Here is a 12,963-nt window from a genome sequence, read left to right on the forward strand (position 1 = left end):
CCGGCGGCGGGCCGTAGGCTGGCCGCCGTGACGACGACCGATCCGCTGGTGGCCCGGATGCGGCCGTTCGGCACCACCATCTTCGCCGAGATGTCCGCGCTGGCCGTGCGCACCGGCGCGGTCAACCTGGGGCAGGGCTTCCCCGACACGGACGGCCCGCCGGAGATGCTCGCCGCCGCCGCGGAGGCGCTGCGCACCGGCCACAACCAGTATCCGCCGGGGCCGGGGATCCCCGCGTTGCGCGCGGCCGTCGCGGCGCACCAACGCCGGTTCTGGAACCTGGAGTACGACCCGGACGGCGAGGTCGTGGTGACGGCCGGCGCGACCGAGGCGGTCGCGGCGAGCATCCTCGCGCTCTGCGAGGCCGGTGACGAGGTGGTCTGCTTCGAGCCGTACTACGACTCGTACGCCGCCTCGATCGCGCTGGCCGGGGCGGTCCGCCGCCCGGTGACGCTGCGACCCGGCGCCGACGGCCGGTACGCCTTCGACCCGGCCGAGTTGCGTGCCGCGTTCGGGCCGCGGACCCGGCTGGTGCTGCTGAACTCGCCGCACAACCCGACCGGCAAGGTCTTCACCGCCGACGAGTTGGCCCTGGTCGCCGAGTTGTGCCGGGAGCACGGCACGTACGCGGTCACCGACGAGGTCTACGAGCATCTCGTCTTCACCGACGCCGCCGCGGCGCACCTGCCGCTGGCCACGCTGCCGGGCATGCGGGAGCGGACGCTGCGGGTCTCCTCGGCCGGCAAGACGTTCTCCTGCACCGGCTGGAAGGTGGGCTGGGTGAGCGGCCCGGCGTCGCTGGTCGCCGCCGTGCTGCGGGTGAAGCAGTTCCTCACGTTCGTCAACGCCGGCCCGTTGCAGCCGGCCGTGGCGGTGGCGCTCGGCCTGCCGGACGCGTACTTCACCGGCTTCCGGGACGACCTGCAACGCCGCCGGGACCAACTGGTCGCCGGGCTGGCCGACGCCGGGTTCGGCGTGCTCGCGCCGGAGGGGACGTACTTCGTCACCGCCGACGTCACCGCGCTCGGCGGCCGGGACGGGGTGGAGTTCTGCCGGTCCCTGCCGGAGCGGTGCGGCGTGGTGGCGGTGCCGACGCAGGTGTTCTACGACGACACGGCGGCGGGTCGCCGGCTGGTCCGGTTCGCGTTCTGCAAGCGGCCGGAGGTGCTCGCCGAGGCGGTGACCCGCCTGCGTCGGCTCCGGGAGCACTGATGAGCGCCGGCTACGCCGAGCGGCTGCGCCGGCTCGCCGCCCAGCGCGGCTGCGACACGATGCTCTCCGGCGTACGCCCGGAGTCGGTGCGGGAGCAGGTGGCCGCGCTCGCCGCGACGGCCGGTGACGACCTGCCCGACGTCTACGGTGAGGGCGGCCCGGTCGCGGAGCTGGAGCAGCGGGTCGCGGAGCGGCTCGGCGTGGCGGCGGTGGCGTTCTTCCCCACCGGCACGATGGCCCAGCAGGTGGCCATGCGCCACGGCGCGGAGCTGACCGGCCGGGCCGCTGTCGGCCTGCACCCGCTCAGCCATCCGCTGCTGCACGAGCGCGACGCGTACGCGCTGCTCGCCGGCGTGCGGGCGGTGCACACCACGTCCGCGCCGCGCAACCCCACGGCCGAGGAGGTGGCGGCGCTCGCCGAGCCGATCGGCACGCTCTTCCTGGAGTTGCCGCTGCGCGACGCCGGGTTCGTGCTGCCCACCTGGGACGAGCTGGTCGCGGTCGTGGCGGCGGCCCGGGCGCGGGGCGCGCGGGTGCACGTCGACGGCGCCCGCATCTGGGAGTCGACGGTCCACCTGGGCCACTCGGCGGCCGAGATCGCGGCGCTCGCCGACAGCACGTACGTCTCGTTCTACAAGTCCCTCGGCGGTCACTCCGGCGCGGCGCTGGCCGGTGACGCGGAGCTGGTCGGGTACGCGCGCGCCTGGCGGCACCGGTACGGCGGCACGCTGTTCCAGCAGTGGCCGGCGGCGCTCGCCGCGCTCGTCGGCCTCCAGCGGGAGCTGCCCCGGCTGGGCGGGTACGTGCGACACGCGACGGTGGTGGCGGAGGCGCTGGCCGCGTTGCCGGGCGCCCGGGTGCATCCGACGCCGCCGCACACCCACCAGTTCCGGTTCTGGCTGCCGTATCCGGCGGCGGCGCTGGACGCGGCCAACCTGGCGCTGGCCGAGCAGGAGCGGGCGTGGTTCGTCGGCGGCTGGCGGGACACCGAGGTGCCCGGGATGGCGCTGGCCGAGGTGACGATCGCCGGGCCGGCGCTGGAGCTGGACGCCGACGGCGTACGCGAGCTGGCCGCCCGTTTCCTGCGCCGCCTGCCCACCTGCTGACCCCGCCGCCCCCGGCCCGGAGCTAGCCGGCGGCCCGCGCCGGTCCGGCGCCCTCACCGGGTCCGCCAAGCCCTCGGCCGGCGGACCCGGCGACCGGGGGCGCGGCGGCGAGGCCGGTGAGCGTGGCGCCGCCGTCGGCGAGCAGCGCCGCCTCGGCGTCGTCGACGAAGGCCAGGTCCGCCTCGACGTGCCGGCCGGCGGCCGAGAGCAGCAGCCGGACCACCGGGTCGTCGGCCTGCCGGCGCAGCCCGTCGAGGTTGCGCAGCTCCCGCATGAGGTGGCCGCGCTGGTTGGCCAGCACGGTCCGGACGGTGTCGGCCCGGCCGGACCGGGCGGCGGCGGTCACCCTGAGGAAGAAGTCGTCCCGGAAGCCGCCGCTGCGCGGGCTGGGCGCGGTCAGCCAGCGGTCGAGTTCGGCGCGGCCGTCGGCGGTGATCTCGTAGACCACCCGGTCGGGCTTGACCGGTTGGGGCTGCCGCTCGGCCACCACCAGGTCGTCGCGGGAGAGCCGGTCGAGGATCTGGTAGAGGTGCCCGATGTTGAGCGGGCCCCACTGCGGCCCGACCGCCGCCTCGAACGCGCTCTTCAGCTCGTAGCCGTAGCTGGGGCCGCGGGCTAGCAGGGCCAGGACCGCGTGCTGGATCGCCACCGTCTTCTCCGATCCGGTTCCGGACAGGTGCCCCGGGCGGGGCCTTGCATTGTCACAATGTATCGCGCAGAGTGTGCTCAGCACACGGGGAGGCGCGATGGTCGGGTTCGTCTGGGGTCAACTGCGCGGCCGGGCCGGTCGCTCGGTGGCGCTGCTGGTCGGCGTGCTGGTGGCCACCACCGGCTTCGTGGTGCTGACCGGCGCCACCACCACCTCCCGGCTGGCCGTGACCGGCACCGTGGAGCGCGACACCCGGGCCGCCTACGACATCCTGGTCCGGCCCGAAGGGACGCGCACGCCGTTGGAGGCGGAGCGCGGCCTGGTCCGGCCCAACTATCTCTCCGGCAGCTACGGTGGCATCACCGCCGCGCAGTACGACCGGGTCCGGGCCGTCGAGGGGGTGGACGTCGCCGCCCCGATCGCCATGCTCGGCTACTCCACCACGTCGATCGAGATGCCGCTCGACGTCACCGCGGCCGTCGACCCCGCGCTGGACCGGCAGCTCATCCGCATCGACCGCGAGTTCCTCGCCGAACGCGGCCTGAGCCACGCGCCGGCCCAGCCCACCTACGTGTACGTCACCACGCATCCGCTGCTCTACCCGGTCATCGGCGACGAGTACTACCCGGACGCGGTGCGCTACACCGACGGGCGGACGTACGACACCAACGACTGCGGGCTGCTGCCCCGGGAGGTGCTGCCGGGTGGGCGTGCCGCGCCGCTCTGCGACCTGCGCGTCGAGCAGTCGAACGGGTTGCAGGACGTGAGCGAACGGCAACTGTGGAAGGTGGAGACGTTCCGGATGCTGCCCGGTGGGCGCTTCGAGCGGCCGGCGACCGAGGGCGTCACCAACCTCGACGCCCCCGCCATCCCGGCTTCCCGCGTGACCGTGACGGTGCGCCTGACCGTGCCGTTCCTGCTCGCCGCCGTCGACCCCGGCGCCGAGCAGAAACTGGTCGGCCTCGACGACGCGGTGGTCACCGGCCGGCCGCTCACCGCCACCGACACCACCGTGGTGACCCGGGAGCGCGGCCTGTCCAGCCGGACGCTGCCGGTGCTCGCCACCAGCCGCCCGTTCCTCGACGGCGCGATCCGGGCCAGCTACACCCGCCTGCCGCTGGACCGCACCATCGCCGGCGTGCCGCCCCGGGAGCTGGCCGGACGGCTGCGCGGCGTACCGGCCACCCCGGCCGGCGGCACGCAACGGGACGCGCTGAGCGCCTACCGGGCCCAACTCGCCGCCGGGCTCGGTCCGCGTACCTGCTGCCACGGCCAGTTGCAGGTCGTCGTGCAGCCGGGGCAGGCCGGCTACGACCGGCTGCCCGACGGCGCGCTGCGGGTCCGCCCGGCGCCCGCCGACCCGGCCGTGTACGGCGACTCGCAGGATCTGGTCACGCTGCCCCGACCGTGGCTCAGCGAGGACACCGGCTACCGGCCGCTGACCCCGCTCCGGTTGGGTCGTGGCGACCGGGACGCCCGGCAGTGGCAGGCCGTGGGGCTCTTCGACCCGGCGAAACTGACCGGCTTCAGTGACCTGGGCAAGGTGCCGCTGGAGACGTACGAGCCGCCGCGCGCCGACGGGGCCGACGACCGCAGCCGCGCGGCGCTGGGCGGGCAGCCGCTGGAGCCGAGCGGCAACCCGGCCGGCTACCTGTCCGCGCCGCCGCTGCTGCTCACCAGCCTGTCCAGCGTGCCCGGGCTGCTCTCGGCCGGCAGCAGCCCGCAGCGCACCGCGCCGATCAGCGCGATCCGGGTCCGGGTGGCCGACGTGGACGGTTGGAGCGAACGGTCCGCCGAGCGGGTCCGGCTGATCGCCGAGAAGATCGCCACCACCACCGGCCTCGACGTGGACATCACGCTCGGCTCCTCCCCCGCCCCGCAGACCGTCGAGCTGCCGGCCGGCGCGTTCGGCCGCCCCGACCTGCGGCTGACCGAGAACTGGTCGGCCCTCGGCGTCGCCTCGGTCATCACCCGCGCGGTCGACCGCAAGAGCGCCGTGCTGTTCGCGCTGGTGCTGGTGGTCTGCGCGCTCTTCCTCGGCAACGCGGTCACCGCCGCCGTCCGGGACCGCCGGTCCGAGCTGGCGGTCCTGGCCTGCCTCGGCTGGCCGGCGCGTCGCATCGGCGCACTCGTGCTCGGCGAGGTCGCCACGCTCGGCCTGACCGCCGGGCTGCTCGCGGTCGGCCTGGCCGTCCCGCTCGGCCGCGCCCTCGACATCGACGTCGACTGGCGGCGGGCGCTGCTCGCCGTACCGGTGGCCCTGCTGCTGGCGCTGGTCGCGGGCCTGGCACCCGCGCTGCGGGCCGCGCGCGCCCACCCGGCGGCCGCGCTGCGCCCACCGGTGGCCGGCACGTTCCGGGCCCGCCGGTCCCGCACCATCGCCGGGATGGCAGTGGTCAACCTGGCCCGCGTCCCCGGGCGCACGCTGCTCGGCGCCGCCGCGCTCGCCATCGGCGTGGCCGCGCTCACCCTGGTGGGCGCCGTCGGCTACGCGTTCCGCGGCGCGGTCGTCGGCAGTCTGCTCGGTGACACCGTGTCGTTGAGCGTGCGCGGCGCGGACAACCTCGCCGCGGTGGCCACCGTGCTGCTCGGCGCCGCCGCCGTCGCCGACGTGCTCTACCTGGACGTCCGGGATCGGGCCACCGAGTTGGCCACGCTGCGGGCCACCGGCTGGACCGACGGCGCGCTGGCCCGCCTGATCGGCTACCAGGCGCTGTTCCTCGGTGGGCTGGGCGCGACCGCCGGTGCCGGCCTCGGCCTGGCTGGCGCGGCCTGGCTGGTCGGTGACGTGCCGGCCGCCCTGGTGACCGTCGCGGCCCTGGTCGCCCTGGCCGGGGTGCTGCTCACCTGTCTCGCGGCGCTCGTCCCGGCGGGACTGCTGCGCCGCCTGCCCACCGCGCGACTACTGGCCGAGGAGTGACGATGGAACCGAGCACCGGAAGCACCGTGCGGGCGGAGGGGCTGGTCCGCGCGTTCGGCGCCGGCACCGAGCGACTCACCGCCGTCGACGACGTCTCCCTGGAGATCGCGGGCGGTTCGGTGGTGGCGCTGACCGGGCCGAGCGGCTCCGGCAAGTCCACCCTGCTGCACCTGATCGGCGCCATCGAGCGGGCCGACCGGGGCCGCCTGACGGTGGACGACGTCGAGGTCACCGCGCTGCGCCGGGCTGCGCTGGCCCGCTACCGGCAACGGATCGGCTTCGTCTTCCAGCGCTACCACCTGCTGCCGGCGCTGACCGTGCTGGACAACGTGATCGCCCCGGTGCTGCCGCTGCGGGCCGGTCGCGCCGACCACCCGGCCCGGGCCCGGGAGCTGCTGGCGGCCGTCGGGCTGGCCGGTCGGGAGCGGGCACTGCCGGCCCAGCTCTCCGGCGGTCAGCAGCAGCGGGTCGCCATCGCCCGGGCGCTGATGGGCCGGCCCCGGCTGCTGCTGGCCGACGAGCCCACCGGCAACCTGGACTCCACCACCGGCGCGCAGATCCTCGACCTGCTGCTCGACCTGCGGGAACAGCACGCCATGACGATCCTGCTGGCCACGCACGAGCGGGCCGTCGCCGCCCGGTGCGACCGGTTGATCCGGCTCGGCGACGGCCGGATCGTCGAGGATCTCGACCTCACCGACGGCGAGGACCCGGCCGACACGTTCGACCGGGCCACCCGGCTGCGGCTCTGACCGGCCGCCGGCCCGGTCACGCGACCGGGCCGCGGCGCGACACCCGGGCCGGCCCGGTCAGGCGACTACGCGGGGCGGCCCGGTCAGGCGACCGGGCTGGCGGTGCGGACGTGCTCGGCGATGCGCTCGGCGACCGCGCGCGCGGTGTCCTCGGTGGCGGCCTCGACCATCACCCGCACCAGCGGCTCGGTGCCGGACGGGCGCAGCAGCACCCGGCCGGTCTCGCCCAGCTCGGCCTCGGCCCGCTCGACCTCGGCGCGGACGGCCGGCGCGGCGGCGCCCACGGTCCGGTCGCCCACCGGCACGTTGATCAGCACCTGGGGCAGCTTGGTGACCACGGCGGCCAGCTCGGCCAGGGAGGTGCCGGTGGCCGCCATCCGGGCCATCAGGTGCAGGCCGGTGAGCACGCCGTCGCCGGTGGTGGCGAACGCGGGCAGCACGATGTGGCCGCTCTGCTCGCCGCCCAGCGCCAGGCCGGAGGCGCGCAGCTCCTCCAGTACGTACCGGTCACCGACCTTGGTCTCGACCAGCCGGATGCCGTGCGCGGACATGGCCAGCCGCAGGCCGAGGTTGCTCATCACGGTGGCGACCAGGGTGTCCTGGGTCAGCTCGCCGGCGTCCCGCATGGCCAGCGCGAGGATCGCCATCACCTGGTCGCCGTCGACCTCCGCGCCGTCGGCGCTGACCGCGACGCACCGGTCGGCGTCGCCGTCGTGGGCGAGGCCGAGGTGCGCGCCGTGCTCGACCACTGCGGCGCGCACCGCGTCGAGGTGGTTGGAGCCGCACCCGTCGTTGATGTTGAGGCCGTCCGGCTCGGCGTGGATGGCGATGACCTCGGCGCCGGCCTCCTGGTAGGCCACCGGGGCCACGTCGGCCGCCGCGCCGTTGGCGCAGTCCACCACGACCTTGATCCCGTCGAGCCGGTGCGGCACGGTGCCGACCAGGTGCTGGACGTAGTGGTCGGCCCCGTCGAGCAGGTCGTTCACCCGGCCGACCCCGGCGCCGACCGGCCGGTCCCAGGCGGTGGTGGCGTTCGCCTCGACGGCCGCCTCGATCCGCATCTCGATCTCGTCGGGCAGCTTGTGCCCGCCGGCGGCGAAGAGCTTGATGCCGTTGTCCGGCATCGGGTTGTGCGAGGCGGAGAGCATCACGCCCAGGTCGGCCTTGATCTCGGCGGTGAGGAACGCCACCGCCGGGGTGGGCAGCACACCCACCCGCACCACGTTGGCGCCGGCGCTGGTCAGGCCGGCGACCACCGCCGCCTCCAGCATCTCGCCGCTGGCCCGGGTGTCCCGGCCCACCACCGCGAGCGGCGGATGACTCCGGTCGGTCTCGGCCAGTGTGTGGGCCGCGGCCACCGCGACCGCGAGCGCCAACTCCGGGGTGAGATCCGCGTTCGCCCGCCCGCGTACGCCGTCCGTGCCGAACAACCGGCCCATACCCGCCAACCTCCGTGGAACTGCCGTTGAGGAGAGAAACGCGGAACGGCCGGGCCGCCCCCGCAGAAGGGAGGCGGACCCGGCCGTCCGTCAGAAGTACAAGACGCTGGTGGTGATCAGCGCTTCGAGTACTGGGGAGCCTTACGGGCCTTCTTGAGGCCGTACTTCTTGCTCTCCTTGACCCGGGCGTCACGGGTCAGGAAGCCGGCCTTCTTCAGGGCCGGACGGTCGTCGGGCTCGTTGACGATCAGCGCCCGGGCGATGGCGAGCCGCAGCGCGCCGGCCTGGCCGGTGGTGCCGCCGCCCCGCAGGTTGGCGATCACGTCGAACGTCTCAGGCTTCTCGGCGGTGACCAGCGGGTCCTTGATGAGCTGCTGGTGCACCTTGCTCGGGAAGTAGGCCTCGAGGTCGCGGCCGTTGCAGGTGATCTTGCCGCTGCCCGGAATGATCCGGACCCGGACGATGGCTTCCTTGCGACGGCCCACGGTCTGGATCGGGCGGTCACCGCGGGGCGCGCGCGCGACGGGCGCCGGCGCCTCGGTGGCCTCGGGGGCGACCTCGGTCTCGGTGATGTCGGTCATGCTGCTTCCTTCGCCCGCGCTCACTGCGCGATCTGCTTGATCTCGAACGGCGCCGGCTGCTGCGCGCCGTGCGGGTGCTCGGCACCGGCGTAGACCTTCAGCTTCTTGAGAATCTGACGGCCCAGCTTGTTGTGCGGGAGCATGCCCTTCACGGCCAGCTCGATGGCCCGCTCGGGCCGCTTGGTGAGCAGCTCGTCGTAGCCGACCCGCTTCAGACCACCCGGGTAACCGGAGTGGCGGTAAGCGACCTTGGTCTGGCGCTTGTTGCCGGTCAGCGCGACCTTGCCCGCGTTCACGATGACGACGAAGTCGCCCGTGTCGACGTGCGGCGCGAAAGTCGGCTTGTGCTTGCCACGCAGCAGCGTGGCGGCGTGGGTCGCCAGGCGGCCCAGCACGACATCAGAGGCGTCGATGACGTGCCACTGACGCTCGATCTCACCCGGCTTCGGGCTGTACGTACGCACAGGTCTACCTTGTCTCGTCGTCGGTCTGGGGTCGCGCGCCGAGGTAACCGGGGCTTCCCAGTCGAACCAGCGCGCACGAACGACCAAGCGTACCTGATGCGGCACGCCTAAGAATGTCGTACAACAGCAGGCAACGATACCCGGCCGCCCGGTGGCAGGTCAAAACGGGGTCGCCCCGCGCTCGGCCTGCGCCTTCGCGTGGCGCCTGTCACACGCCGGCCAGCCTACCCGGCCCCGGCCGCAGGTACACCGCCCAGGTCACCAGGAAGCACAACGCGTACCAGCCGACGAACGCCAGGTAGGCGGCGTCGGCGGTGCCGGAGGTCAGGAACGACTGCCGGAACGCCACGTTCACCAGCACCCCGCCGGACGCGCCCACCGCGCCGGCGATGCCGATCAGCGCGCCGGCCAGGCGCCGCGCCCGCCGCTGCGCCGCCTCCCGGTCCCCGGTCAGCTCGGCCTCGGTGACGGCCCGGGCCCGGAAGATCGCCGGGATCATCTTGTAGGTCGAGCCGTTGCCGATCCCGGAGAAGACGAACAGCGCCAGGAACCCGGCCAGGTAGAGCGGGAAGGACCGGTCCCGGGCGGCGTACAGCACCAGCCCGGCGCCGCCGGCCATCGCGACGAAGTTCCAGAACGTGACGCGCGCCCCACCGAGCCGGTCGGCGAGCTGGCCGCCGACCGGCCGGACCAGCGAGCCGACCAGCGGCCCGAGGAAGGTCAGCCAGGCGGCGTCGACCGGGGTCGGGAACCGGTCGGCGAACTGGAGCTGGAGCACCTGGCCGAAGGCGAAGCCGAAGCCGATGAACGAGCCGAACGTGCCGACGTAGAGCAGCGACATCACCCAGGTGTGCGGGTCGCGGGCCGCCGCGCGCAGCGCGCCCGGCTCGTTGCGCGCCCCCGGGACATTGTCCAACCACCGTGCCGCGGCCAGCGCGGCGAGCACGATCAGCGGCAGGTAGACGGCCGGCACGAGCCAGGGGTACGCGGCCCCCGCGGTGGCCAGCACCGCCAGCCCGACGAGCTGCACCGCCGGTACGCCGAGGTTGCCGCCGCCGGCGTTGAGCCCGAGCGCCCGCCCCTTGAGCCGGTCCGGGAAGAAGAGGTTGATGTTCGCCATCGAGGAGGCGAAGTTGCCGCCGCCCACACCGGACAGGCAGGCCAGCACCATCAGCGTGGCGTACGACACGCCGGGCCGGATCAGCACCGCCATCGGCACCGCCGGCACCAGCAGCAGCAACACGCTGACGATGGTCCAGTTCCGGCCGCCGAACCGGGCCACCGCCAGCGTGTACGGCAGCCGCAGCACCGCGCCCAACGCGGCCGGCACGGCGGTGAGCAGGAACTTCCCGGCCGGGTCGATGCCGTAGCCGGGGCCGAGGAAGAGCACGGTCACCGACCAGAGGCTCCACACCGAGAAGCCGACGTGCTCGGCGAAGATCGACACCCACAGGTTGCGTCGGGCTATCCGGGCGCCGCCCGCGGCCCAGAACGCCGGATCCTCCGGACGCCAGTCGGTGAGCGGTCCCGGGCGGCCGGTGGCAGCCGGCGCCGGGGGCGCGGTCGGGGTCGGGGCTGAAGCGAGCGTGCTCACGGCGACTCCTCCTCGTCGGTGACGAGGAGGACGCTAGGGACGGGCGGTTTCCCCGGGGTGCCCCGCGCGCGTCGGGCCGGAAACGGAGACCGCACGTCCGCCGGGCCGCGGCGGTGAGATCGTCACAGCTCCTGGAGGATCCGCAGCGCCCGGCCGACCCGCTGCATGGTCTCGGCGTCCGCCACGTCCACGCACTCGGTGAACCACTTCTTCATCGGCGAGGAGAGCCGGTCGGGCATCACCACGAAACCGCCCGTGCGCACCGCGAGCGGCGAGTCGCGCAGCAGCGACTCCTCGACCACCTCGGCCACGATCACGATCGGCACGTCGGTGGCGTTGTAGACGTCGGAGCTGATGACCAGGCCGTACCGTTCCCGGGCGCCGGAGATGCGCCAGACCTCGCCCCTACGCAGCACGCGGACGCCCGCCGCCGAACAGGGCATCGTCGACCATCGCGGCCTCCTGGGCGTCGGCCAGGGCGGCGGATTCCAGGTCCAGGCCGGCCCGGGCGACCGCGGCGGCGTGCGCGGTGAAGACCTCGCGCAGCGCCTTCTCCCGGGCGGCCCGGTCCATCCAGGCGGAGAGGGAGAGCCCTTCCCGCTTGGCGAACCGGCGCGCCTCCTCGATGGTCTCGTCGGAGAACGACAGTGTCACCTTGGCGGTCATGCCGAGCAGACTACCCACGAGTATGACCGCCAGTCATCCCCATGGGCGCCGATCGAGAAACGGGACACGGCCCAAGCGAAACAACCGAAACGGCTTGCAGATATTGCACTTAGAGATGACGATGGTCCGAACGGTTGGGACAGCCACCAAGGGGAGCATCATGAGCCTCAGCGCCGCGACGGCCGCCTCGGTCGGGCCGACCGAGGGAGCCGACCGCCAGCAAGCAGCCGCCGTGGCGGCACTTCTCACGCGGCATCCTCACGCCGCCGGAGGGGACACGGCCCGTCTGCTCTTCTCTGACGGAGAGCAGGTCGAGGTGCCCACCCAGTTGGTCGACGTGCTTCGTCAGATCTCGGCGATCCTCGCCCGCGGCGACGGCCTCGTCATCAACGCCCTCTCCCGCGAGCTGACCACGACCGAAGCGGCAAAGCTGCTCGGCATGTCTCGCCCCACACTGATCCGCCTCCTGGAGAACGACGCCATCGCTTCCCATCGCGTCGGCAGCCATCGACGCCTCTTCCTCAGCGATGTTCTCGCCTTCCGCGGACGACAGATGGAGGAACGACGGAAGTCGTACGAAGCCCTCATGTGGGAGTCCGACGCGCTGGGCTTCAACGACGGGTAGCCACAGCCTCCTTCCGCCATCCGAGAAACGCCTTCCGGCCTTTGGGAATCGCGTAGATCTTGGTACGAAACGGCCCCTGGAGGGGCCATTTCGTACCAAGATCTGAACATCGGCCGCGCCGGTCACTCGAAGCCGGGACGGTGGCCGCCGAAGACGGCGAAGCGCCACTCCTTGAAGAAGCAGTCCACGTCCGCCAGGCCGGCCTCGCCGAGCCAGCGACACTGGTCGGCCACGGTGGCCGGCCGGTCGTGCCGCATCCGTTCCCGGGCTCCGGCGATCTCGTCGGCGTCGGAGCCCAGCTCGGTGATCCGGGCCGTCCACACCTCGTCGTAGCGCCGGTCCAGCGCCGGGGTGGGGCCGGCCACCTGCTCGGCGTTGACGAACACGCCGCCGGGCGCGAGCGCGTCCGCCGCCCGGCGGTAGAGCGCCCGCTTGCCGTCGTCGTCGAGGTGGTGGATGGCCAGCGCGGAGACCACCGCGTCGTAGCGGCCGGCGGGCAGCGGGTCGGCCAGGTCGGCGTGGACCGTGCGGTGCGGCACCCCGCGGGCGGTCAGGTGGCCGGTGGCGACCGCGAGCATGGCGGGCGCGCCGTCCACAAGCGTCAGCCGGACGCCGGGGACCGCCGCGGACAGCAGCAGGGAGAGCAGGCCGGTGCCCGCGCCGAGGTCCAGCACCTCGGGGGTACGCCCGGCGGCCAGCGCGGCCCGCAGCGGCGGCGCGGCCACCTCGATCGCGGTGCCGTAGAACGCGTCGAAGCAGGGCACCAGCCGGCGTCGGGCATCGTCGTAGCGGCCGGCCACGGCGTCGAAAGCCTCCGTTACACGCATATCTGCCTCCCATTTTGTGGGACGATTTTCTCACATTCTAGACCAGTCGACCCGTTCCGTCAGCCCCGTCCGGTGTGAGGCGCTCTTGACAGGACCGAAACAGAAGGGACCCGGGCCGGAAACCGCCC

13 protein-coding genes are annotated in these 12,963 nt (G+C 73.9%); 5 read left to right on the plus strand and 8 right to left on the minus strand.

All coding sequences use genetic code 11. The features are described 5' to 3' along the window. The first annotated feature begins 27 nt into the window (after positions 1-27). Together AB0B02_RS07685 and AB0B02_RS07690 are read left to right on the plus strand one after the other, a co-directional pair. Positions 28-1,212, plus strand: coding sequence for a pyridoxal phosphate-dependent aminotransferase (locus tag AB0B02_RS07685; RefSeq protein WP_281938039.1), 1,185 nt, complete (start codon positions 28-30; stop codon positions 1,210-1,212). After that, the gene (locus AB0B02_RS07690) at positions 1,212-2,318 is read left to right on the plus strand and encodes a beta-eliminating lyase-related protein (RefSeq protein ID WP_281938040.1); all 1,107 of its coding nucleotides are present in this window, start codon (positions 1,212-1,214) and stop codon (positions 2,316-2,318) included. Before AB0B02_RS07685 ends, AB0B02_RS07690 begins: the two co-directional genes overlap by 1 nt. A gap of 22 nt (positions 2,319-2,340) precedes the next feature. On the opposite strand, the gene AB0B02_RS07695 is transcribed toward AB0B02_RS07690, so the two are convergent. After that, positions 2,341-2,967 carry a PadR family transcriptional regulator gene (locus AB0B02_RS07695; protein ID WP_281938041.1) on the minus strand — a complete coding sequence of 209 codons (627 nt, stop codon included), beginning with the start codon at positions 2,965-2,967 and terminating at the stop codon, positions 2,341-2,343. A gap of 97 nt (positions 2,968-3,064) precedes the next feature. On the opposite strand from AB0B02_RS07695, the gene AB0B02_RS07700 reads away from it, so the two are divergent. Together AB0B02_RS07700 and AB0B02_RS07705 are read left to right on the plus strand one after the other, a co-directional pair. Continuing rightward, positions 3,065-5,887 carry an FtsX-like permease family protein gene (locus AB0B02_RS07700; RefSeq protein WP_281938042.1) on the plus strand — a complete coding sequence of 941 codons (2,823 nt, stop codon included), beginning with the start codon at positions 3,065-3,067 and terminating at the stop codon, positions 5,885-5,887. Between the two features lie 2 nt (positions 5,888-5,889). After that, the gene (locus AB0B02_RS07705) at positions 5,890-6,639 is read left to right on the plus strand and encodes an ABC transporter ATP-binding protein (protein ID WP_281938043.1); all 750 of its coding nucleotides are present in this window, start codon (positions 5,890-5,892) and stop codon (positions 6,637-6,639) included. Positions 6,640-6,722: 83 nt separating this feature from the next. Here AB0B02_RS07705 and glmM read toward each other — a convergent pair whose 3' ends face one another. From glmM to AB0B02_RS07735, 6 genes are all read right to left on the minus strand, one after another. Then, positions 6,723-8,078, minus strand: a complete 1,356-nt coding sequence (gene glmM, locus AB0B02_RS07710) for a phosphoglucosamine mutase (protein WP_281938044.1) — start codon at positions 8,076-8,078, stop codon at positions 6,723-6,725. 116 nt (positions 8,079-8,194) lie between these two features. Next, entirely contained in the window at positions 8,195-8,659 is a 465-nt protein-coding gene (rpsI, locus tag AB0B02_RS07715; protein WP_269689944.1) for a 30S ribosomal protein S9, read from the minus strand. Between the two features lie 20 nt (positions 8,660-8,679). Continuing rightward, positions 8,680-9,123: a 50S ribosomal protein L13 gene (gene rplM / locus AB0B02_RS07720; protein ID WP_174528511.1), complete on the minus strand. Its 444-nt coding sequence runs from the start codon at positions 9,121-9,123 to the stop codon at positions 8,680-8,682. A 208-nt stretch (positions 9,124-9,331) separates the two neighbouring features. Further along, entirely contained in the window at positions 9,332-10,717 is a 1,386-nt protein-coding gene (locus AB0B02_RS07725; RefSeq protein WP_281938045.1) for a nitrate/nitrite transporter, read from the minus strand. 122 nt (positions 10,718-10,839) lie between these two features. Further along, positions 10,840-11,160, minus strand: a complete 321-nt coding sequence (locus AB0B02_RS07730; protein WP_357297949.1) for a hypothetical protein — start codon at positions 11,158-11,160, stop codon at positions 10,840-10,842. Further along, positions 11,123-11,383 (minus strand): DUF6364 family protein, encoded by a 261-nt coding sequence (locus tag AB0B02_RS07735; protein WP_281938047.1) that lies wholly within the window; start codon positions 11,381-11,383, stop codon positions 11,123-11,125. Before AB0B02_RS07735 ends, AB0B02_RS07730 begins: the two co-directional genes overlap by 38 nt. A 160-nt stretch (positions 11,384-11,543) precedes the next feature. On the opposite strand from AB0B02_RS07735, the gene AB0B02_RS07740 reads away from it, so the two are divergent. Further along, entirely contained in the window at positions 11,544-12,008 is a 465-nt protein-coding gene (locus AB0B02_RS07740) for an excisionase family DNA-binding protein (RefSeq protein ID WP_357297953.1), read from the plus strand. Between the two features lie 122 nt (positions 12,009-12,130). On the opposite strand, the gene AB0B02_RS07745 is transcribed toward AB0B02_RS07740, so the two are convergent. After that, positions 12,131-12,835, minus strand: coding sequence for a class I SAM-dependent methyltransferase (locus AB0B02_RS07745; RefSeq protein WP_281938049.1), 705 nt, complete (start codon positions 12,833-12,835; stop codon positions 12,131-12,133). Between the last annotated feature and the right edge of the window lie 128 nt (positions 12,836-12,963).

The organism is Micromonospora sp. NPDC049240 (assembly GCF_040647835.1).
Taxonomy (GTDB): domain Bacteria; phylum Actinomycetota; class Actinomycetes; order Mycobacteriales; family Micromonosporaceae; genus Micromonospora.